Genomic DNA, 23,071 nt, shown 5'->3' with positions numbered 1-23,071 from the left:
CTGACGCACGACGCGAGAATAATTTGAGTTGCTCACTGTATAAAGAGCCCCGGACGCAGGGTCATATTTGGAATTTGTACGAAAAACCGCGCACAACGCCCCCGACATGCGACTGAAATTGAAGATTTATGCGAAATACCGAATAAACCGCTGCCGAGTTGCGCTCAACATTTGGAGCTTATGCGAAAAATCGTATAAACGGTCCAGGCTTGCGGTCAAAATACGGAATTTGTGTGGAGAATCGTACAAAATGTCCCGGCCCGGCTCTCGGAATGCTTTGTCATCCTCCCCCGCTGCTCGCTTCCTGCTCCTTGCCTTCCATCGCCGGCTCCATGCAGAAAGAGACGCCGTCCGCCTCGTTGACTGCCCGGACAGTCATCCCGTGATTGCCGGCAATCTGCCGGACGATGGCCAGGCCGAGTCCGAACTGTCCGTTGCCGCCGGTACGGAAGGGCTCGAACATGCTATCCAGCTCGCTTGCCTCCAGCAAGGGACCGTCGTTGGCTACTACAATCGTCGGAGGGGCCCCCGACTTCAGCGTGATCCCTATCCGGGTTCGAGCATACCGAAGCTGGTTATCCAGCAGATTTTCGAAGGCAACGCCCCACTGCTCCTTGTCCCCCTGCATCGCTGCCTCATCGATATCCAGCTCCCATACGAGCTCGGGCCGGCGGCAGCGCAGCCGTTCGATGGCATCCTCGATTACGGCCTTTACATCGAAGGACTGGTGAGGCTTCATTCGGGCCGAGAAATAATTGAGTTTATTTAAGATCAGCAGATCCCGAATCCGTCTTTCCAGACGCTCCGATTCTTTCATAATAACGCCGACGCTGCCGGATAGATTGCCTTTGGGGAACACGCCGTCCTGAATAGACTGCGCGTAGCTGCGGATGACCATGACGGGCGTCTTGAGCTCATGAGAAATATGCTGGAGGAAAAACTGATGGGACTTGTCCTGCCTGACCAGTCTTTGACGCATCGTCTCGATCGCCTTCGCCAAACGTCCAATCTCGTCGCGCCGGCGGCCGGTCTCCAGCGCCTCATGCCAATCCCGCTCGGCCATGCGCACTACATGCCGCTCCATCTGGACAAGCGGACGCGTCAAATACCGGGCAAGCGCTATGCACGGCAGCCAGCTGACGATAATCAGTCCGACCATCAGCAGCAGCAGCCGGGCGAACATCGTCATGACAAGATCATTGCGATATTGGCTGGAGGCGTAGGACACCATGTAGTTTGGCTTTCCTTCAAGCAGATCCTTGCGGATGACATACAGCATGCTCTCTTGATTAACGTCCAGCTTGTACTTCTGAATAGAGGCTGTCTGGCTGAAAGCATTTTGCTCGATAATCGCGACAGCCGAAGCGGGAAGAGGTCGCCCGGACAGCTGAAGCCGATCTGCAGGGATCGTCTGCGCCGGGACGGATTTGACCGCCGGCGCAGCTTCGGACGCCTTGCCGCTTATTTCGGCGGATGCCGGGCTGGTTCCGATAATAAAGTGCCGGATGACCTGCTCGCCTTTCTCTCCCGGCGTACCGGACGACTTGGCGATGCGCAGCACCTGCTGATCGACGGACAGGTCGACCCCCTTGACGGTTTGGCCTGACAATCCGCCCGGCAGCATCGTGAGCGTCATAAACGGCAGCACTTCCCCGAGCTCGGTTTCCCGCACGGCTTGGCCCTCCGAGTCGCCCAGAGCCAGAGCTTGAGCGGCGGATACCTCGGCTGCGGTTATTTGCTCCGCGTACCCGTACACTTGACCGCTGACGGTCCCGATTCCCGCTGACAGCGGAGCGGCAACCGCGCCGGGCTCCCTCGCCCCCCGGGAAGACTCGGGCAGCAGGAGGCTGTCCGCAGCGACCGTAACGGTCGCTTCATTCGCGCGGACCGGCTGACGGTATTCCAGCTGGACGCCCATCTGGGAATCAACCAGAATATCGTACAGCTGGTCCGTGAAGAAGCCCTTCAGCATCCACGGAAGAAGCACCGCCAGCACGGCAAATATACACAACGTCAGGGCTGCAAAAACGCCCCACAGCTTGACGGCCAGCGGCCATTGCCCTACTTTCATGTCTTCACCATCCTATAGCCGAAGCCATACACCGTCTCCAGCCTCATCTCGGGCAGCTTGCGCCGCAGTCTTCGCACCAGATCATCAACCACACGATCCGAGCCATAATAGTCGGTTCCCCATACGGCGGCAAGCACCTGCTCTCTCTCAAGCACTTGCCCTGAATGGCGGGAGAGGTAGAGCAGCAGCTCGAACTCCTTGGAGGTCAGCTCGATCGGCTGCCCGCTTCCATCCTCTACAATTCTCGCCGACTCATTGATCGTATAAGGGGACAGCTGGATTTTCGTACGACGGTCGGCGGCCACGGCAGCGCCGGCTGTCCCCCCAACGCCCGCAGGGTACCCGTATACCCGCTCAAGCAGCTTGCGCATGCGCACGACAAGCTCCCGGGGCAGGAACGGCTTCGCCAAATAATCATCGCTCCCCAGCTCCAGCCCGACGATCCGGTCGATATCCGCGTCGCGGGCGGATATGAAAATAACCGGAAGCAACGGCCGGTCCGCCTTGATCTCCCGTACAAGCTGGTAACCGTCCACTCCGCCGGGAAGCATAATATCGAGGACCCACAGGTCCGGCCGTTCTCCGATCGCCGCCTGTGCAGCGACTCCGCTTGAGAACGAGCGCACCTGCCACCCCTCCTTCTCCATGTAGGCGGTCAACACCCCCTGCAGATGCTCTTCGTCTTCCACCAGATAAACCCGGTACATTCCTTCTCGCCTCCCTCTTCCCGCCGGACAACGCAAGCCGGAGGCAGCCTGATAGGCTTTGCTCCGGCTTGGCATTGTGCTGCTTGAGCCACGGTTCCCACGGTTCATGCTCCGCTCTGTGCCCATCTGTATAGCTTTGGACGCCTGCAGCCTGCCGCTCGCTTGTCTCGGGCCGGGCAGCCCGGCTCCTCGTCGTTATTTTGCAGCAGAACGGATATCGGCGGCTCCATTTGTTCGGTTTACTTATCCTGTCCGGCTTCGGCAGCCGATTTCGTTTCCGCCTGTGATTTCAGCTTCTCCGCAGCTCCGCGAATCGCTTCAGTTTGCTTCCGGTAATCCTCCAGCAGCTGAGGCAGCAGCTCGCGGATCTTATCGCCGTCTCCCTGCTCTACCGCTTCGGTCAACTGCTGCTGCCGCTTGATCTCCTCGGGAAGCTCCGTCTTCATTATAGCACCGGACTCTTCCAGAGGAATAACCTTTCCATCAACTTCCGCTATCCGCTTGCCGTCCTCGAGCTTTCTGATCTGCACCCGATGGGAGAGGGCTCCTTCTGGCGCCGTTTCCAGCACCATGTCCAACTGCTCCAGCCCATCTGCCTTCGCAGTCGGTATAGCCGAAACGGCGAGGGGGGCCGGAAGGGATTCTGCGTCACTTTTACCCTGCGCGGCCTCGGCTTTATAAAGCCTTATCGTAGCGCTCCGACCCGCACTGGGCAGGTCAGCCTGCACCTGCTTGCGCTCCTCCAACGCGGCATTCCATGCTTCCGCAGATTCCGGCGCATAGGCGCCTACGAGAAGCTTCCAATAATGGCGCTCATGCACCGGGTTAAGCAGCAGGTCTGGAGCGGCGGTCGCCGCCACCTGAAGAACAGCCGGGGCAGCCGTTCGAACCGCTTCCGCGTCTTTCATAAGCGTTTTGTTTTCTGCCGCAGCAGCGCCGCCCACACTTCCTGCAGCCATCGTCAATACCATAACCGCCATGCCCGCCTGCACCATTTTTCGCTTCAAACCCATTACCATATCTCTCATTCCTCCCTGTTTACTTGCATGAGCGGAGTCCGGGTTGGGACTTTCCTCTCTTGATTCCAAGTGTACAGGCCAAATGCGGATATCCTGTCGCAACATTATGGGAAATTATGTGACCGGCCGTATGTCCCGACGCAAAAAAGCCATCCCCTGTCCGGCAAGGAGCCGGGACAATATATCCCGCGCTCCTTAGCCGAATACCAGGGACGGCTGAGCACTGAGCCGCGAAGGCTCGGGCACTGCCGGTCTCCTAAGCTCGTCCTGCTTCGTCGATTCGCCCGCCCTCCTGCAGCCGCCTCCTGCTCTCGCGAAGCGCCAGCCAGCCGACCAAGGCAAGAGAGCCAATGCCATACACCAGCACCATCCACTGCAGGCCGATCGTGTCGAGGAGCAAGCCGGTGCTGAGCAGCACAATCTGGAACATGACCCGGTCCAGCATGCTCCGGAAGGAGAAAAACCGCCCGTGGTAGGCTTTCGGAATATGATGCTGGAACAAGGTAGCCGCAGCCGGGAAGAAGCCCCCGACCGATACGCCGAAGACGCCGAAGGCGATCAAGGACAGCGCCGGAATCTGGGCGAAAAAGAGCAGAGCCTGCGCCGCACCTACAAAGGAGGCGAAAAGAAACAGCCGGCCCATCAACTGCCCTCCGGCGGCAAACCGCTTGATCAGAAAGCCCGTAGCGATGATGCAGATGCCCTCAACGGCATACAGCCAGCTCTTGATGCCCGCGCTTTGCTGCAGCTCGCTGATATTGATGACCATCAGATTGAATCCTCCGATGAACAGCGTAGGCACGATCGTCAACAGCAATACGGTCACGACGGCAGGATGAGCGCGAAGCACCGGCAGAATCGCCTTGAACCCCCGCTCGGGCATGGCCTCGTACGCAGCAGCCGCCTCTTCGGCGGGAACCGCCTCAGCGGTTTTCGCCTTGCCTGTGCCGACCGTGTCCGTTTCCTTCGGCAGCTCCCCGGTCTCGCGCACCTGCAGCAGGAAGGTTGACACGAAGAGCAGCGCATAGGCGATGATCGACAGCAGGTACAAGCCGTACAAGGACATCACGGCCAGAAGCAGCCCCGCCAAGGTCGTTCCGAGAATACGCGCCAGCGTACCCGCATTCATGTGTACGCCGTTCAGCGTCAGCAGGTCCCGCTCAGGCACGATAAGCGGAATAACGGATTGCAGCGCCGGAAAGTAAAAGGCCGACGATGCCTGAAGCGCGACGAAGAACACGACCATCCAGAACACCGAGTCCTGGTTCAGCGCGATAAACATGATGCCGACGCTCAGCGTGCGCCCGCCGCTCGCGTACAGCAGCACCTTTTTCTTCGATACGGTATCGATGACCCGTCCTGCCAGCGGTCCGAAGGCGACGCCGGCGACAAGCCCGGCGAATAAAATTAATGATTTCACAAAATCGGATGGAACCTGCTGCTGCATAAACTCCAGGTTGGCTATAATGGACATCCATAGTCCCAGCCCGGCGATAAACTCGCCGATCAGTACAATCCATACGTTCCGGTTACTCCACATCGCGCAGATCCTCCACCCTGGTATAAGCCTTCTCTATCGGTTCCTCTAGGTTAACACAACTCGGAAGGCGGCAAAAAGTCCTTTCTCCGAATGCCATCCGGAGGAAGGACTTTGCAGAATGGGTCACGCTCGTTATCAGCGCAGCCCTTTGGACTGATTTCTCATACTGCTATGAATGCTCTTCAAGCGCTCCTTCTCGGCCCTCGCCAGCGAGCTGTCCGCCTTGCGCGCCTCATAAGCCAGCTCCTTCTGAAGCTTCACGTAATTCTGATAGCGCGCGGAGGAAAGCGTCCCGTCCTCCAGCGCCGCCCGAACGGCGCAGCCCGGCTCGCTGCCGTGGCCGCAATCGCCGAACCGGCAAGCCAGCGCCAGCTCCTCCACATCGCCGAAGGCCGTGCCCAGACCGCTGTCGGCGTCCCACAGCTGCAGCTCGCGCATCCCCGGCGTATCGATCAGCAGCGCTCCGCCAGGCAGCCGGATCAATTCCCTATGCGTCGTCGTATGCCGTCCACGGTCATCTCCTTCGCGGATGCCGCCTGTTCGCAGCACCTCGCTGCCGTACAGCCGGTTGACGAGCGTAGACTTCCCCGCCCCTGACGAACCCAGCAGCGCAGCTGTGCGCCCTGGCTGCAGATAACTCTCCAGCGGTTCCAGCCCTTCGCCGGTCAGCGTGCTTACGGCATGCACCGGCACGCCGGGAGCGACGGTGCCGACCTCGGCGAGACGCGTCTCCACGTCATCGGCCAGATCGGCCTTGCTGAGTATAATAACAGGCGATGCTCCGCTCTCATAGGCAAGCGTCAGATAGCGTTCCAGCCGCCTCAAGTTATAATCCTGATTCAGCGCATGCACGAGAAATACAATGTCCACATTGGCGGCCACGATCTGCTCCTCTACCGCAGGTCCCGCGGCCCGCCGCGAAAAAGTGCTGCGCCTCGGCACAAGTCCGTGAATCGTCGCCCTCCCGTCGGACAGCCTCGGCTGAAGCGCCACCCAATCGCCGACCGCCGGGTAATCCGCACGGCCTCCGGCTTGATGCATCAGCTTGCCCGACACCTCGGCGAGCAGCTCGCCGCCCGCACATACTACCCGGTATAATCGCTTGTGCTCCAGCGTCACGCGCCCCGGCTCATAGCCGAGCTGGCGATAAGCGGCAAAGTCCGCCTCCAGCGCTTCATCCCAGCCCCACGACTCCGGCTTCCAATCCATGTTAATGCGCAAAACCCCCATATCCGTATATACGAGTCACCCCGTTGTATCCATTGTAAAAGATGCAGCGGGACGTCGCTATGGAGAGGAACGCTATAATCAATCTTCCCGGGGAGCCTGGCCAATCCCGAAACCGAGGATCGCCGCCTTCTCATCGCTCCAGTTCTCCGCCAGCTGCCGGATCACCTCATTGCGTCTGGCGAGCAGACGCGTCATGTATCGCTCGAGAAAAAGCCGGTCGGCCAGCCGGCCCAGACTACCCAGCGGCGATGTATAGTCAAACGTATCGCCCATCAGCGTGCCGGAGCCCTGAGCCTGAAACGTATGCTCATGGCAGAACCGCCGGAACGCTCCGCTGACCATCTCATCGACAAACCGGTGCGGCCGGTCCATCTCCGTGATGCGGGCGGTCAGCCGCTGCCGGATGCCGAAATGAACAGCCTCCCAGGTGACCGTCTCGCCGCATTCGATCAGACCGCTCCTTCTGCCTCCTACCGCCCTTTCTCCGGTCTGCGCCATTGAGTCCATATGCACATCAATGCTGCGCGACAGGTCGAAGCAAAGCTCCGGAGAAGCTTCGATATACAACTGCTGCCTGATGATAGGCAAGGCTATTCCTCCTTTCCGAAGAGCAGGTGAGAGCATGCATTAAGAGGCATCCGTCACTTCATATATTTGGACTCGACTTTCTTGCCGAGCAGCCACATCAGGCCGAAGGCCGACAGAATCAAGACAAGCTTCCACGGATGGCGGAGAATACCGGCCAGATCGCTGCCCGCAAGGGACACGAGGAAGATCATCACCCCTTTGCCGAGAGCTGTTGCGATAACGAAGGTGTGAAGCGGCATGCGGGACAAGGCGGACACCAAGGTAACGACCGCCGAGGGCGTGAAAGGAAAACAGGCCAATAAAAACACCGAAGTAAAGCCGTGCTCCTCCAGCCAATGAATCAGCCTGCCGGTACGGGGCAGCTTTCGCTCCAGAAAACCGCGCAGTCTCCCGCCGAACGTCCTCACCAAAGCGAAGACGCAAACCGCTCCGCCCACAACGCCTATCCAGGACAGGAAGGCGCCTTCTGCGAGCCCATAGGCATTGACGTTGGCTACGAGAATCGCAACCAGCGGCAGCATCGGCACGAAGGCTTCAACGAAGGGCGCCAGCACACCCGGCAGCGGTCCGAGCGCTTCATACTGCTTGAGCCATCTATCTATATCTTCCCAGGTTAGTGCAGATAACGCTTGCGTCCACTCCATACGTTCGTCTTCAACCACCTTTTTTGGCTTGTACTCCCTCCACTATACGCCCAAATGACTGTCAAAATCAAAGCAATCGCCTCGATCAAGCGTTCCGTCTTCCTTATCTGCACCTGGCCGCGGCTAGAACAGCCGCAAGCCGTGCTATCCCTTCTCCGACACGCTCCTCGGACTCTCTGGAGAAGGCGAGCCGCAGACAGCCTGGCCGGGCTCCGTAGACGCTTCCCGGCACAAGCGCTACGCCCCTGGCCGCCGCCTCGCGGAGCAGGTCGGGTTCGCCTATGCGATCCTTCAGCCTCAGCCACAAATAATATCCGCCATCCGGCGCCTTCCACTCCGCAGCATCCGCCAGATGAAGCTTCAGCGCCTCCAGCATCCGGTCCCTTCGTCCCGTCAGACCGGCGCGTATCCGCTCCAGCTCCGACTCCCACAGCTTCGAGTCCAGAATGGCCAACGTCAGCTCCTGAAGCACGGCGCTGAAGCCGTAATCCATCTCCTCCTTCGCCTCAGCCAGACGCCTGATCACGCCGGCGGGCGCAGCGATCCATCCGGTACGCAGACCCGGCGCGGCGATCTTGGACAGCGTGCCCACATACAGCACGGCGTCGCCGCTCGGGTCCAGCGCCTTGAGAGAGGCCGGCGGCAGCGGCGAACCAAGCGCTGGCAGCAGGCTGTACGGATCATCCTCCACGATCGGAATCCGGCGTTCCTGACAGATGGCCAGCAGCTCCAAACGGCGGGCGGCGGACAACGTCGTGCCCGTCGGATTCTGGTAGGTCGGATTGATAAAGATCATCCGGATCCTGTGCCTGGCGTACAGGTCCGCCACGGCTTCGGGGATCAGCCCTTGCTCGTCCATAGCAATCTGGAACAATCGCAGGCCCGCCGACATAAACAGCGACCGCGAGTAGGTATACGAAGGGCCTTCCATACCGATCGCATCGCCGGGACGCAGCAGACAGCTGGCGATCAGATGCAGCGCCTGCTGCGCCCCGCCGGTCAGCAGCAGCTCATCCGGCCCCGCAGCAATTCCGTGACGGTCATGCAGATGAACGGACAGCCGCTCGCGCACCGCTTTGTCCCCTCGGGCATCGGCATACCCGAAAGGCAGCTCCAATCCCAGCCCGCCGGAGAGCTGCCTCAGCACCCCCTTGGGCATCAGCTCCGGCGACAGCTCTCCCCGCGCCAGGTTGACCACGCCGGGCTGCTCGGCCATTTCCCGGGTCTGCCGCACAAGCTCGCGCGTCGGCACGAAGGCTCCGCCCTCCACATAGGCATGCCAGTTCATATTGCGCTTTGGGGCGTCTCCCCATAACGTCTCGCTCACTCTCGTTCCGCTCCCCCGCACAGAGCTCACCAGCCCCGCCGAGCGCAAGTCCGCATAGGCTGCCGCGACGGTGCTCCGATTCATGCCCAGCCGCTTCGCCAGCTCACGCTCCGCCGGCAGCGGCTCGCCCGGCAGCAGCTCGCCGGCTGCGATCCGCCGCTCATAGTACCGGGCCAATTGCCGGTACACCGGCTCACGGCTGCCCGCCTCCCGTCGAAATTCCATGCCTGATCCCCTCCCCATATATAGTCAGTATAGCTCATAATTGGCTGGCCATGGAGGTAGCCAATTGGCTGAGTACAGGCGAAAGACGCGCCGCTATAATAAATGCCAGGGTCCGCTTGAAGAATGGAGGAATAGGCAATGTGGCTTCGAGAAAGAAAATACGCATGGCTTCTGCTAGCGGTTCTGTGGGTGTTCGGCTGTATCGGGGCGTTGTCCCGTTTTGTCATGGCGTACTACCAGGTCGCCATTACCGAGGATTTTGCCGTAGGCCGCAGCTTCATTTCCTACGCCTGGTCGCTCAATCTGCTCGTTGCCGCGCTCTGTATGCCGCTCGGGGGATGGCTGGTCGACAAATACGGGGCAAAAGCGGTGATGGCCGTCAGCGCCTTGTTCGGGGCGGCCGGCTCCGCCCTGATTTTCATCGTGCAGCATCCCTTGGCCTTCGTGCTGGGTTACGGTCTGCTCTCCGGACTCGTGGGGATCGGAGCGACCACAACGTATGCGCTCGTCTTTCACTGGTTTGAGCATCACCGGGCCAAGGCGCTGACCATCCTGAGCAGCGCCTCGCCGCTGGGACTGGCGATCGCAAGCCCCGTGTTCATTCACTACAAGGGACTTACCTGGGAATATGCCTTCCTGGCAACCGCTCTGCTCGGGCTCCTGCTCGTTATTCCAAGCACGCTGCTGCTCGTGAGAAATCCCGCCGCATCCGGCGCCTCTGCTCCCGCCAGGCCGGATGCGGAGGCTACCCGGCCGACCGCAGCCGAGCAAAGCGCAGCAGCCGAACCGCGCCTATCACATCCCGTCCGCCGGCTTGCCGGTCGGATGCTGACCGCAGCTTCTACGGCAAGCTCGACGCCTGTGCTGCCGATGGTGATGCTCGGCTTATTCGTATGCGGCTTCCATATGGGGACCGTCGAGATGAATATGGTGGCCATCCATCAGCATGCCCAGGTGTCCGACACCATGGTCGCTTCCGCGATCAGCGCGCTCGGCTTGATGGAGATCGCGGGCTCGTTCCTGTTCGGCTACATGCTGGACCGGTTTCCCCGGGCCTTCATCCTGGCTCTGCTCTACGGGCTACGCGCGATTGGCTTCATCGTGCTTTACGTTCATCTCGAGCTCTCGCCGCTGTTATTCTCCGTGATGTTCGGCGCTACTTACGTAGGGGCGGTTCCCGGCGGCCTGCTGCTGGCCCGGGAAGCGATACGGGGAGGCGGTACGACGCAGACGGGCTTCCTGCTGCTGTTCCACCAGGCCGGCGGCATCGTCGGAGCCTTGGTCGCCGGACTGCTGTTCGACCGCTTCTCCAGCTATCAGCCGCTGATCGGCGTCAGCATCGGCCTCGCAGTTTTGACTATGGCCGGCTATTTCGCCGTCCATGTCTGGCTGCGCCGCCGGTCCGCGCATCCCGTCCCGGCCAATCAGACTCGCGGCGCAAGCGCGGAAGAAGCGGGCGCCTAAACAAGCAAGGCCAGGACACATGCCGTCATGGAGCCATATTTGCAAGAAGGCCGCGCTCCGCCCTCTTATTCACCGGACTTCTGCAGAGTCACCGTATTTGTTTCGCGTTTACGCCAGGGTACGCGGACAGCAGCAACGTTTTCAAGCTGAGTTTTCCTTACTCTCGAAAAAAAACGCAGCCTGCCGGAGCGATGGAGGTAGGTAGGTACCCAAGATGGGTTCGGTGCTGTTGCCCCATTTGCCTTCTTCCGCCCGTTGCCGCATACTGTTGTTGACTCATTATCTTGTAGGGGAGGTTTCATCATGATACAGATCGACATTTACTCGGATATGGTATGCCCCTGGTGCCGCATCGGCAAGTCCAATCTGATGAAGGCGCTGGCCGCTTGGAAAGACGGGGACCAGGCTACCGTAAGCTACCGCGCCTATCAGCTCGACCCGGAGCTGCCCCCGGAGGGCAAACCGTTCCAAGAGGCTATGGCCAAGAAGATGGGCGGCGTTCATCAGATTGCTCAAGCTACGGACCAGGTGACGCGCGCCGGAGCTGCAGCGGGGGTTCCCTTCCGGTTTGACCGGGTAACCCGGATGCCCAATACGAAGCTCGCGCATCGATTGACCGCTCTGCTGCCGTCCGACAAGCAAGGACCGTGGGTGGATGCGGTCATGAAGGCCTACTTCGAAGAAGGGCAGGACATCGCCCTCCGGGAAGTGCTGCTTAGCCTGGCGTCCGAGCTGGGAGAAGATGCCGAGGCGCTCGGCCGGCGTCTGGACCTGGGCGAAGGGGAGACGCAGGTGAAGGACGACCAGCAGCAGGCAGCCCGCATGGGCGTAACGGGAGTTCCCTTCTTCGTCTTCAACAACAAATACGCCTTGTCGGGAGCGTACCCGCCCGATCAGATCGTCAAGGTGCTGGAGCAGACGGCGGCGGAAGCGGCGGACTGACCCGCATAGACAAGCGGGCGTACGGCCAAGAGCCCGGCTCTCCCCACTACGGGGAAACCGGGCTCTCTTTCAAGCGGAAGGACAAGCGTTACTTGTCAGCAAGCAAGCGTGACTCCGAAGCAGCTCCCAGGCACGCCGGACTTCATACCTGCACTGCCCGTCACCGCTACAGCACGCGGACACCTTTCCTCCCGCAGCCGTCAGCTACTCTCCTCCAGCAGCAACCGCCACCTCCGAGTTAAGCTCATACGAGCGGTATATGCCCTCCAGAACGGCAATGACATCTCTGGAATAGTTCATTGAGCATTCCGGCTCGCGCTCCTCTTCGATGCTTGCGAGCAACTCGCGGAATTGAAGGACGAAAGGGTCCTCGGCGCGAGATACCGGGATTTGTTCGTATGCGCCATTGCGGCTGATCCACACCCCTTGGCCGGGAGCGACCTTCACCATCGCTTTCGTGAAAACAAGCTCCAGCTCGTTCCTCGGCACGCCGCCGTACCCCGACTGCACGATGGTGGAAGGCACTCCCCGTTCATTCTCCAGAAAGACGACTCCGCTCCCCTCCACGTCGCCTGCCGGTCCGTGATGGCTGATCGAGGCGCGGACCTTTACGATTTTCGCCTGTCCGAGCCACATGATCCGATCGACGGAGTGGGACCCCAGATTAAACAGGATGCCGCCTCCCGAACGCTGCTTATCGAGAAACCACGCGGGCCGCTGCGCCGTGTAGTAGGTAGTGTGGCGCGTGTCATTCATCATGACCAGCTGTCCCAATTGCTGCGCTTCGTCTTCGATGAGCTTTTTCGCGAGCAGGTTTTCCGCCAGGAAATGCTGCGTATGGCCGACCATCAGCCGAACGCCGCTGCGCCGCACGGCTTCCATAATGGCGCTGCACTCCAGCGCACTCAGCGCCATCGGCTTTTCCAGAAGCACGTGACACCCCGCCTCGGCGCAAAAGACCGCCGCTTCCCTATGCAAATGATGCGGCAGCGTAATGACGACGATATCCGGCTTCTCCTTCATCACCATTTCGCGATAATCTGTATACGCAGTAGCGCCGAACGCTGCGGACAGCAGCTCCGCCCGGTCGAGCCGGATATCCGCTACCGCGACAGGCTGCAATTGTTCCCGCAGCCCATTCATCGCCTTCAAATGGCCTTCTGCATTATGCCCGGCTCCTACGACCGCTATTTTGTAGATCCTTGTCATGTGGCTCATCGCTTCCTTCACCTTCGCGTTCCCGCTGTTGATTGGCTTAATCTTTAGACACATTGAAATTATCGAAATACACATTGCCCGCCGCCCGCTGGCTGTAGACGCGGAAGGCGCTGATTTTGGGACTTGCGGCCGTATACGTTTCCTGGGCCTGCTGCGTCAGCGTGCCGTTCTGCGGTCCCGTGCGGAACGTAACGGTATTCGTGGTGAAATCGAGTTCAACCGTCACCCTATACCACGTGTTCAATTGGAAGCCGGGAAGCAGATTCCGGTAAGTGCTGCTCGTGCCCAGCCGGTATTTCAGACCGTTCGCCGTATCCGTCTGAATCTCCAGGAAGTTCGAGCCGGTATAAAGCAAAATCTTGTCTCCGTTAAAGTTCGCTTCCCGCATATAGTCGAAGCTGAACTGCGCAGTTGGCCCCTCGTCTATAAAGTCGTATACGAAGTTGCTCGCCGCTCCGTTCGGAACGCTCAAGCTGCGGTTCGCACTGCTTGGCACCACCGCGACCAGCCATGCCGCCGGCCATGCGGTAGGATAGGCGGAATACGGCTCCCCTACCGTTCCGTCGTTGAAATCGACAAGCAGGTCCGAGGACGGGCCGCCGACTGTCACTTGCAGCGGAGCCGACAGAGGTGATTCCCCTTCCGCGTTGATGGCGCTGATCTTATAGTAATACGTCGTGTCCGACACCAGACCCTTATTCCGGTAGGAGTTGCCCGTGATAGCTCCAACCTCCAGCTTCCGGTACGGTCCGCCCAAGCTTTCCGCCCGGTAGATGGCGTAAGAGTCGGCCCCGCTTACGGAATTCCAGCTGAGCGCGACTTCGTTCCTTCTGGCGGTGGCGGTGACGCCGGACGGTTCCGCCGGCCCGTTCCAGGCTGTCAGGTTATCGAAGTACACATTGCCGCTCGAGCGCTGATTGTAGATGCGCAAGGCGCTGATTTTGGGGCTTGCTCCCGTATACGATTCCTGAGCCTGCACGGTCAGCGGACCGTTCTTGGGCCCTGTGCGGAACGTCACCGTATTCGCGGCAAAATCGAGATCAATCGCCACCGTATACCAGTTGTTCAATTGGAACCCTGGAATAAGATTACGGTACTCGTTCGTCGTCCCCAGCCGGTAACGCAAGCCGTAGACGGAATCAGCCACCGTCTCAAGGAAATTCGATCCCGTATAGAACAAAAGCTTATCCAGATCGAAGTTTGCCTCCCGCATGTAATCGAACCGGAGATGGGAGGTCGTTCCTGCAGCTGTAAAGTCGTACGTGAACGTCCCGATCGCATTGGGCGGAACGCTGAGGCTCTTGTCGGCCGAACTCGGCGTAGACGATACAAGCCAGGCAGCCGGCCAGTCGGCCGGTGCGAAATAAGGCGCTCCGTTCGTTCCGTCGTTGAAATCGACGGCAATCGGCTGAAGCGGCGCTTTCGTCGTGGCAGCGGCGTGCAGCGACAAAGCGGATTCCCCGTTAGAAGTAACGGCCGTCACTTTGTACGCATATTCGGTCCCGGCGGTCAATCCGTTATTAACGAATAGCGGAGCCGTCAGCGCCGTTGTCGTCAGCTTCGTGTACGCGCCATTGGCGCTGGCCGCCCGGTAAACATGATACCCGGTTGCTCCAGCCACGGGCGTCCAGTCCAGCCGGATCGAATCCCGGTTCAATGCCAAAGCCCGTACATCGCCGGGAGCCCCGTTCACAACAGCCTTCGGCACGGAGGGAACGACCCCTTCCGGAAACGTGCCTCTCGTCAGTTCGTTCAAGTATTTCTCCAGATTGGTATAGCCGTCGCCGGTAAAGTCGGTTTTCCCGTCAAGAGCGTCATTCGGATTCAATCCGTGCTCCAGCTCCCACACATCCGGCATCCCGTCGCCATCCGTATCCGCAGGCACTTCGGCCGTTTGCAGCGCCGGCCATTGCAGCGTTACTTTCGTCGCACGCTTCCCGTCCAGGGTCGCTTGCTCCTCAGCCGTTACGTTGTTCGCCGTATAGATGACGCTCCCCGTCCCGTTGATAACGTCGTTCACGAGGTCATGATCGACGGCATCGCGCTTGAGGCTGGCGCCGGCGTAATTCAGCACCTTCTCGTAAGCGACGTCGGGACTGTCCTGCGGCGACGGATTCGGCATCGCGAACGGTGTGCTGACGAACATCTGCGGATTTTTGTAGATGCCGCTGAAGTTGTTCGGGTGGCTGCTGGCGGACAAGCTGCCGTCCCGGCGCACGCTCTTGTTGCCGGTAAGCGCGATACTGGAGCTGTAAGGCGGACTCGCGTCAACTACATCCGTCTCTGCCATCCGGGCTTCTATCAGGGTGCTGATCCCGGCCTTGTAGTAATTGTTGACCAAATTGCCTTGAGCGTTCTGGCCGTACATGCTCTTATAACCCCAGTCATAAATCACATTGTTGCGCACGTCCATCGATTTGCCGGAAAACCGCGGATTGCGGCTGTCGTTGTGAGCGAGCAAGTTGTAATAGAAGGTGGCATTTTCGCCGCCCCAGATTCCGCCGTAGCCGTGGAACCCTTTGCCGGGCACATTCGATTTCACGATCGTCGGGCCGATCGTGCTGTATTGCAGCGTGAAGTCGACGTTCTGATAGAAGGAAAACGATTCGTCGGTTCCCCAGCTCGCCGAAATATGGTCGAAGATGAGCTGCTGGCGATGCCGCCCGGTGGTGCCGTCCATATCAAGCCCCGCTTCGTCTCCTGTACGGAAACGAAGATAGCGGACAATCAGGTTGTCGCCCTGGAACACAACGGTATAGTTCTTGAATGTAATGCCGTCCCCGGGCGCGCTTTGCCCGGCAATTGTCAAGTTGGAGGACGCTACGTATAACATTGATTGCAGCTCGATCGTCCCGGACACCTTGAACAGGATCGTCCTGTTGCTTTGGCTGACCGCGTCGCGGAACGAGCCTGGACCGGAATCGTTCAAATTCGTGACGTAGTACACGTCCTTGCCGCGCCCGCCTGTGGCGAATTTACCGCCCCCTTCAGCTCCGGGGAAAGCGGGAATCGTGCCGGGGACCACACTGGGCGGTGGCGGCGGCGGATCCAGCGGCGTGCCGACTGCGGGGCCGACCAGCACCGCATACATCCGGCCGAATCCGATATGCCCCGTGGCTTGGTTCCCGCCCAAGGCGACGGTTCCGGCCTTATAGGTGCGCGAGTAGACGCGGTAGATGTTCGTATCCGTCACGTTGCCTTCCGCATCCTTGACTTCGGCTTCGATCGTGTTCCCCGTAAACGTCCAGCCGTATTGCGGGGCCAGCCAGTAATCGGAATTGAATGGCTCCGTTGAAGCGTTGTCGGCGTGCATAGCGACATAAATGGTGGCATCCGTATCAATATTGAATGTAAGGAAGGGATTGGTCGGTTCGTTCTTATGATCCGCTCCGCCGCTGGTTTGGATAAAGGACATGCCGGCATAAGGGCCTATGTTGGAAAAAGTCGTGGAGGGATCGTTAACGTAAACTTGCTTGCCGGTCTGCAGATCGTCATATACCGCATAAGTTATCGGATCGTACCAGAGGTTGTTTTGCGTTAGATTGCTGATGCCGATCGGCGAAGCCAGCGTCGGCGCCGCGGGCAGCAGCTGAATCGCAAGCAGGAGCGCAAGCATTAAAGAAATCGTTTTCTTCTTCATCATGTACCTCCTCTAATTGGTAGGCCAGCCTGAAACTAGCTTGGTCATTCCCTTCCCCTGAATCCTGTCCAGCCACCCCCTTTTACCAGTAAGAACCAAAGCAGGAGCCGACTTGTAATCGCTTTCTTTTCGTGATGAATTATCGCTCCCCTTCTTGTCGATCATAACCCTTGTACGCCCGTGCGGACCACTTCCATCTGCTGCGGACACCGTACAATTTTTTAGAAAAAAGCATTTTCCCGTATGGAATCTAATGAATAGTACCCCTCTCATGAGATGTACCTTGTACCCCGGAAGGAGGCTTTGTAAGATGACTGTAAGCGTTGGTGGAAGCGCTGCCAGGGGTCGTCAAGACATGGCAGCCTCCGTGCAATGAACGCATCATCATGCGATAAGCGAAAGGAGATGAAGCAAGTGAATCATGTTGCGCCCCTAGCCAATGATCCGGTGAAAAAACGGGACAGTTGGGCAGCTGCGTTCAAGAAAGGGTGGGCGCGCTCGAAGTATCTTCATTTATTGGCATTGCCGGGGGTTTTGTATTATCTGATTTTCAATTATGTTCCGATGTATGGCATCCTGATCGCGTTTCAAGATTTTCAGCCTTTGAAAGGGGTATGGGGCAGCACCTGGATCGGCTTCGATCAATTCAAGGCGTTTTTCCAGCATATGTACTTCTGGCGGGTCATCCGCAATACATTGCTGCTGAGCTTTCTCGAATTATTGTTCGTTTTTCCGCTGCAAATCTTGTTCGCCATCTTCCTCAACGAGATACGGAACCGTTTCTACAAGCGATTCGTGCAGACGGTGAGCTACTTGCCGCATTTTATCTCGCTGCCGGCGATCGTCGGGATGCTGTTCATGTTCCTCTCGCCCCAGGACGGCCCGTTCAATATGCTGCTCGTGAAAGTGTTCCATATGGAGCCGATCAACTTCATGGGCCAGTCGGAGTGGTTCCGGCCGCTTTATATTCTCTCCGATATATGGACGACGCTCGGGTGGGGCGCGATCATCTACCTGGCCGCCTTGACGAACGTGAATCCGGATATGTATGAATCCGCCTCGCTTGACGGGGCAAGCCGCGTGCAGATGATCTGGCACATTACCCTGCCCGCGATCCAGCCTACGATCATGATCATGCTGCTGCTCCAGATCGGCAAAATGATGTCGCTCGGCGCTGACAAGGTGCTGCTCATGCAGTCTCCCGTCACGTACGAAGTATCGGATGTGATCAGCACGTTCGTATACCGCCGCGGCCTGGAGTTCGGCGAATTCAGCTTCGCTACGGCGGTTGGATTTTTTAACTCGCTGATTAATATCTTTCTGCTGCTGACCGCCAACTGGATCGTTAAGAAGACGACCGACAACAGCTTGTTCTAAACCGAAGGAGGTGCCGCTATGATCCGCGATCAATCGCTATCGTCCAAACTGCTGGACGTTGTGGTGCATGCGGTCGTCATTATAGTCCTGATCGTGACGATATACCCGGTTCTTTACGTGTTATCCGCATCGCTCAGCAGTCCGGAAGCTTACAACTTAGGCAAGGTAACAATTTTCCCGGTTGATGTTACAATGAAAGCATACCGTCTCATCTGGGAAGCTAAAACGGTCCCTCGCTCTTTCCTGAACTCCGTCGTCTATACGACGCTTGGAACGGCGATAAGCATGCTGCTTACGACCTCGCTCGCTTACGCCATTTCGCGGAAAAAGCTGGCGCTGCGGCGATATTACATGTGGTTCGTACTGATCACGATGTACTTTAACGGCGGGATGATCACCAACTTCTTACTCGTGAAAAATTTGGGGCTGTACAACACCCTATGGGCCATCGTCCTGCCGACGGCCGTATCCACCTATTACTTGATCATCATGCGGTCTTATTTCCAGGCGGTTCCGGAAGAATTAAATGAATCCGCTTACTTGGACGGGGCCAACGATCTGATCATCTTTATCCGCATCACCTTGCCTTTATCGATGGCGGCGCTCGTTACGATCGGTCTCTTCTACGCCGTGAACTATTGGAACGCCTGGTTCTCCTCGCTGCTTTACTTGAAGGATACGGATAAATACCCGCTGCAGATGGTTTTGCGGCAGATCATCATCCGCTCCGAGCTGCTCATGCAGTCGATCAAGGCGGGCGAGGCGTCAGCCAGCGAGATGGCTTCTACGGACGTCACGTCGATCAAATACGCCACATTATTCGTGTCCATCGGACCTATGATGATTTTGTATCCATTCATTCAGAAATATTTCGTCAAGGGCGTCATGATCGGTTCGTTAAAAGGCTGAGCCTGCACAGATTAAGAAACCAAGGGGGAATTCAACATGGTCAAAAAACCGCTTAAACTCGTGGCAGCCGCTATCCTGCCTCTTACACTCGTCATCGGCTGTTCCGAGAGCGGGGAGACGCCGCCTGCATCGCCGGGTACGGCAGCACCCGCATCCAATGGCAGTGGCAGTGGTAAATACGACAAGGAACTGACGATTACCGTGTCGAGAGCGATTCTGGATACCTCGACGGTCAAGGACGATTTGGAAGCGAAGATGCTGAAAGAGAAATTCAATCTTGTGTTCAAGGCGGAGGACTACAGCCGCAACGATTGGGCGACCAAGACGACGCTGATGTTCTCCACCGGAGACGGTCCCGAGTTCATCCCCTACTCCCGCGATCAATGGAAATCGATCGAGTGGATGTCGGCGGGCTACCTGCGCCCGTTTGAGCTGGACGAGATCAAGCAAAAGCTGCCTAACTACCTGAAAATTTGGACCGACGAGGAATGGGATACCGTCCTCAAGTCGACGCGCTTCTCCGATGGCAAGCTGTACTTCCTGCCTAATAAGCGGACGATACCGGTGCAGAATGCCTGGCAATACCGCAAGGATCTATTTGACAAATACGGTCTGAAGTTCCCGGGCACGCCGGATGAAATGATCGACACGCTCAAGACGATCAAGGATAAAACCGGTCTCATTCCGTTCGTGGTGCCGGGAAACTCGTCGTCTCCGCTATGGGCTGTCAGCACGTTTTTCCAAATGTTCGGTTTTCCTGACCTGCTGCTCACCTGGAACTCTTACGTGGACCCGGTCACCAAACAGTTTCATGCCTATCCGCTCGCTACCGACCAAAGCCGCGATATTCTTATATTCCTGAACAAAATGTACAAAAACGGCTTGCTCATGAAGGATTTCGCTACAGCGACGGCCGACCAGACAAACAAACTGATTGCCCAAGGCAATCACGTCATTGCGCAGACGATTAACGATCCTTCCTTCATGGACGGACAGCAGAAGACTGCCGCTCCGGACGTCAAATGGGCGTGGGTCGACAATTTCGACCATCCGACGAGCGACCCGAAAAAAACGATTTACAAGAAGGAATCGTATTATTCGTACTGGGGGCCGGCGATCAAGAAAGGCACTAGCCAGGAGAAGGTCGATCGTTTGCTTGATTACTTGAACTGGGCCGTCTCGGAAGAAGGCCAGCTCTGGTACACGTATGGCAAGGAAGGGGTTACGTACGAGAAGAAGGACGGCGTTCCTACGTTCTTGCCGTCCATGAGCACGCCTACCCAGGCGCAGGGCGACAAGCTGGCGAACTACGGCATCAACATCGGGGTGATCGGATTAGGGGGCTTCATTTTACCTCACAAGTCCTTTGACCAAACGTTCAACAAGCTGAAGCTGGAGATGAGCAAGGTCATCCCGTCCAAGCCTAACTACTACGGCCCCATCGAGCCGATTCTCCAGTTAAGCGACGCAGATCGCAAGAAGCTGGTCGGGCTTGAAACGAATCTGAACGGCGTGCGCGACGAATACTGGCTGAAATTCATTATGGGTGCGCTCGACCCGTCCAATGATGCCGACTGGAAGAAGTTTATGGACGCCGCGAACAAAGCCGGCCTGCCGGAAGTTGTGAAACTGCGGACGGACGCTTACAGCAAAGCGAATAACAGTTAACCTTGCATTTCCTTGTAGGACGATGGGGACACTCCCATCGTCCTTTTGAATGCGCGGCGAAACGAATGCGTGCTGTTGTAGCCTGCCTGCACCGCGATATTGTCGATGGACAACGAGCCTTGTGCAATCAACCGGCAGGCAAGCGAGATGCGGAGCTGCTCCAGGTAGGAGCTGAACGTTTCCCCGGACTGCTCTTTGAAAAACTGCGACAAGTAAGATTCCGATAAATTAAAATGAGAAGCAATGGCGTACAAGCTAATATTCGGATCCTGGAAATGATCGTGGATATAAGCCACTATTTTGTCCAGGAGATGCGTATTCCGGCTCTTTTTGTTTCTCTCGTTCGAACGGCACAAGTGATGGAATTGCAGAAAAATATCCCGCAAGCCCGGCTCGGTATCCGCGATGTCCAGCGTATAACCAGGGTCATTCTCCTCCACGACAGGGGGATGTCCGAGCTCATCCTTCAGCTTAAGCTCCGTTGCCTGCAGCTCGCTGAGCAGATGCTGCTTCATGCCCGCGGACAAGGTCCGGGTCAAGAAGTTCTCATTGTGCAGATGCTGCAGGATGTGAGCAAGCTCCGCAGAATTGCCCGCCTTGATGACATTCATGAGGCGGATCTCCACTTCCGTCGGATAATAGTAGCCGGTCTGCTCTTTGGCAATCCGGGCATACGACACGATGGCCGGCTTGTCGCCGCCCTCCACATGACTGTCCGTGACGGCCAGCTTCGCTTCCTGGTAGGAATAATGCACATCGAGCAGATCCTCATAGATGCTGCCGATGCCGATCATCGGTACGATGACATAGCGTTCCTGGATGTCACGGTTAATTTGGAGGAACAGGTTGTCCAGGTCACTGACAAACGCACTCTTCTCCGCAACGTCGGAACGAATCAGGATTGCCAGTTCATTTTCATGCATCGTGTGAACGTAGCCTCTCTCCTGAAGGTGATCGCGAATGATCCCTTCTATCAAGGCCCGGAGGATGTTCAATTCTTCCAGGCTTTCTGCATTAAGCGTTTCGTTATGTTTATAGATATGGAGCACAGCAATGACAAAGCCGCTCCCGCGCATCTCAAGACCTGCATGAACGAGCATCGCGTGCATCTGTGCGCGGTCCTCGAACTCGCCCTTGAACAGACGCTCGATAAACACGTTTTTGAGCGTATCGGCCTGCCGCTGCAGCATCTGCTGCAGCGATTGATTGTTATCGATTAACCGGGCAATGCTCGTCTGTAAATAATCGACCTCATTGGGCCTCTCGGTCTGATCCGGCCTGCCGCCAAGCTGGTCGTTGCCCCAGAACGCTCTGAGGACCTTGACGATATCTTTCCACGGCTTGGAGTGTCTATTGGCCATCCACAAGGAAATGATCGTGCCGACGACGAGCGTCCCTGCTGCGACGGATAGGGCAATCGTGCGGATATAATTGACCTTGCCCATCACTTGTTCAATTGGCAAGGACACGACGTATACCAGGTTATTGTAAGCCGAACGAGTGTAGACGAAGAGATGGTCTTCTCCCGCTATTTCAGCGTGCGTATAGCCGTTGCGCTCGGTCGTTTGACGGATTTTTTCCGGAATGGGAACGTCCGCGCTTGCGGTGACGACTTCGCCGTTCTCATCCAGGATGGCGAACGTCTGGCCGTCCGCGTCATCTGTTCCGTCGATTCCGACAAGCTTCATGATATCGTTGTCCTCAATCGCGAATACGACCACGGCCTGGGTCTCCTGGTTCATGCCAAGCGGCAGGGATGTCACGTAGGTGATACCCGATGTCTCCCTCCCCTTCAACCGTACAAGCCGAGAAGGGAGCGTATCGCGCAAGTGCGGCTTATCGAACAGGAATGCATGCCACTCCTCGTACGACATGCCTTCGTACTGAAACTCGTCCTGATAAAACGTCCTTGACGAGTCGGTCATCTGGACTTTGGAGAACACCAGGTCGCTATTTTTCAGCACGACGAAAAATGTATTCGTGTATGCGCTTCCAGTTAAGGATGAAGAATGAAAATCTTTATAATAATTCCAAATATCGAAGAGCTCCGGCGAGTTGCCTAGCGGCGTCCGTAAATGATAGAGCCCCATCAAGCGCGAATCATAGGATAGTTTAATCGCGGCTTCGTCCATATCCATCCACTGCTTGTCGAGCATATCCCTTGCTTGCTCCAGGATATGCAGCTTTGCTTCGCGGGACTGCGTCTCTACGATTTGAACCGCCTCGTAGTAGGTGAAGCTCGACAGCACGATCGGGATGATTAGCATGAGCAAGAAGGAGATCATGAAGCGTTTGAACACATTGTTTTTACTGGTCTTCCCACGCAAGAGCATCCGAATCACCTCAGCCATATGCAGTATTACCGGGTTATTTTAACATATTAGAAAAACCAATGCTCTAAAAAAATGAGCAAATCACTTTAAAATCGTGCTCGACAACAAAATACGGGCTGCCTGACGCCTGTTCGCCCGATCAAATCGTCAAGGCGCTGGAGCAGACCGG

General features: G+C 57.5%; 16 protein-coding genes. 5 read left to right on the top strand and 11 right to left on the bottom strand.

Features of this window, described 5'->3' with window-relative positions:
• Positions 1 to 280: 280 nt before the first annotated feature.
• The 8 genes from BLR08_RS12715 to BLR08_RS12680 all read right to left on the bottom strand — a co-directional run bounded on the left by BLR08_RS12715 (position 281) and on the right by BLR08_RS12680 (position 9,351).
• Positions 281 to 2,071 carry a sensor histidine kinase gene (locus tag BLR08_RS12715; RefSeq protein ID WP_072329587.1) on the bottom strand — a complete coding sequence of 597 codons (1,791 nt, stop codon included), beginning with the start codon at positions 2,069 to 2,071 and terminating at the stop codon, positions 281 to 283.
• On the bottom strand, positions 2,068 to 2,778 hold the full coding sequence (locus BLR08_RS12710; protein ID WP_072329586.1) for a response regulator transcription factor: 711 nt from the start codon (positions 2,776 to 2,778) through the stop codon (positions 2,068 to 2,070). The genes BLR08_RS12715 and BLR08_RS12710 overlap by 4 nt, the downstream gene beginning before the upstream one ends.
• 239 nt (positions 2,779 to 3,017) lie before the next feature.
• On the bottom strand, positions 3,018 to 3,797 hold the full coding sequence (locus tag BLR08_RS12705) for a hypothetical protein (RefSeq protein ID WP_072329585.1): 780 nt from the start codon (positions 3,795 to 3,797) through the stop codon (positions 3,018 to 3,020).
• Positions 3,798 to 4,053: 256 nt separating this feature from the next.
• Complete coding sequence (locus BLR08_RS12700) at positions 4,054 to 5,337, bottom strand: MFS transporter (RefSeq protein WP_072329584.1); 1,284 nt, start codon at positions 5,335 to 5,337, stop codon at positions 4,054 to 4,056.
• Between the two features lie 135 nt (positions 5,338 to 5,472).
• Positions 5,473 to 6,546 carry a ribosome small subunit-dependent GTPase A gene (gene rsgA / locus BLR08_RS12695; RefSeq protein ID WP_072329583.1) on the bottom strand — a complete coding sequence of 358 codons (1,074 nt, stop codon included), beginning with the start codon at positions 6,544 to 6,546 and terminating at the stop codon, positions 5,473 to 5,475.
• 99 nt (positions 6,547 to 6,645) lie between these two features.
• Positions 6,646 to 7,155: an SRPBCC family protein gene (locus tag BLR08_RS12690; RefSeq protein ID WP_072329582.1), complete on the bottom strand. Its 510-nt coding sequence runs from the start codon at positions 7,153 to 7,155 to the stop codon at positions 6,646 to 6,648.
• A 53-nt stretch (positions 7,156 to 7,208) separates the two neighbouring features.
• Positions 7,209 to 7,799 carry a TVP38/TMEM64 family protein gene (locus BLR08_RS12685; protein ID WP_072329581.1) on the bottom strand — a complete coding sequence of 197 codons (591 nt, stop codon included), beginning with the start codon at positions 7,797 to 7,799 and terminating at the stop codon, positions 7,209 to 7,211.
• 103 nt (positions 7,800 to 7,902) lie between these two features.
• Complete coding sequence (locus tag BLR08_RS12680; RefSeq protein WP_072329580.1) at positions 7,903 to 9,351, bottom strand: aminotransferase-like domain-containing protein; 1,449 nt, start codon at positions 9,349 to 9,351, stop codon at positions 7,903 to 7,905.
• Between the two features lie 138 nt (positions 9,352 to 9,489).
• Here BLR08_RS12680 and BLR08_RS12675 point away from each other — a divergent pair, with 138 nt between their 5' ends.
• Together BLR08_RS12675 and BLR08_RS12670 are read left to right on the top strand one after the other, a co-directional pair.
• Positions 9,490 to 10,815, top strand: a complete 1,326-nt coding sequence (locus BLR08_RS12675; protein WP_072329579.1) for an MFS transporter — start codon at positions 9,490 to 9,492, stop codon at positions 10,813 to 10,815.
• A 303-nt stretch (positions 10,816 to 11,118) separates the two neighbouring features.
• Positions 11,119 to 11,757 (top strand): DsbA family oxidoreductase, encoded by a 639-nt coding sequence (locus BLR08_RS12670; RefSeq protein WP_256257539.1) that lies wholly within the window; start codon positions 11,119 to 11,121, stop codon positions 11,755 to 11,757.
• A gap of 204 nt (positions 11,758 to 11,961) precedes the next feature.
• Here the strand turns inward: BLR08_RS12670 and BLR08_RS12665 are convergent, their stop codons facing one another.
• Together BLR08_RS12665 and BLR08_RS12660 are read right to left on the bottom strand one after the other, a co-directional pair.
• Positions 11,962 to 12,966 carry a Gfo/Idh/MocA family protein gene (locus BLR08_RS12665; protein WP_072329578.1) on the bottom strand — a complete coding sequence of 335 codons (1,005 nt, stop codon included), beginning with the start codon at positions 12,964 to 12,966 and terminating at the stop codon, positions 11,962 to 11,964.
• 46 nt (positions 12,967 to 13,012) lie between these two features.
• Entirely contained in the window at positions 13,013 to 16,615 is a 3,603-nt protein-coding gene (locus tag BLR08_RS12660; protein ID WP_072329577.1) for a fibronectin type III domain-containing protein, read from the bottom strand.
• Between the two features lie 414 nt (positions 16,616 to 17,029).
• Here BLR08_RS12660 and BLR08_RS12655 point away from each other — a divergent pair, with 414 nt between their 5' ends.
• From BLR08_RS12655 to BLR08_RS12645, 3 genes are read left to right on the top strand one after another with little or no spacing between them, the layout of a single operon-like run.
• Positions 17,030 to 17,992 carry an ABC transporter permease gene (locus BLR08_RS12655; RefSeq protein ID WP_256257538.1) on the top strand — a complete coding sequence of 321 codons (963 nt, stop codon included), beginning with the start codon at positions 17,030 to 17,032 and terminating at the stop codon, positions 17,990 to 17,992.
• Between the two features lie 18 nt (positions 17,993 to 18,010).
• Positions 18,011 to 18,901 carry a carbohydrate ABC transporter permease gene (locus tag BLR08_RS12650; protein WP_072329576.1) on the top strand — a complete coding sequence of 297 codons (891 nt, stop codon included), beginning with the start codon at positions 18,011 to 18,013 and terminating at the stop codon, positions 18,899 to 18,901.
• Positions 18,902 to 18,937: 36 nt separating this feature from the next.
• Complete coding sequence (locus tag BLR08_RS12645) at positions 18,938 to 20,569, top strand: extracellular solute-binding protein (protein WP_072329575.1); 1,632 nt, start codon at positions 18,938 to 18,940, stop codon at positions 20,567 to 20,569.
• Here BLR08_RS12645 and BLR08_RS12640 read toward each other — a convergent pair.
• On the bottom strand, positions 20,566 to 22,896 hold the full coding sequence (locus BLR08_RS12640) for a helix-turn-helix domain-containing protein (protein ID WP_176835506.1): 2,331 nt from the start codon (positions 22,894 to 22,896) through the stop codon (positions 20,566 to 20,568). The two genes, BLR08_RS12645 and BLR08_RS12640, sit on opposite strands and share 4 nt — an antisense overlap.
• Between the last annotated feature and the right edge of the window lie 175 nt (positions 22,897 to 23,071).

It is taken from the genome of Paenibacillus sp. cl123 (genome assembly GCF_900101595.1).
Taxonomy (GTDB): Bacteria; Bacillota; Bacilli; order Paenibacillales; family NBRC-103111; genus Paenibacillus_G.
This window is presented reverse-complemented; position numbering and strand designations above follow the sequence as displayed.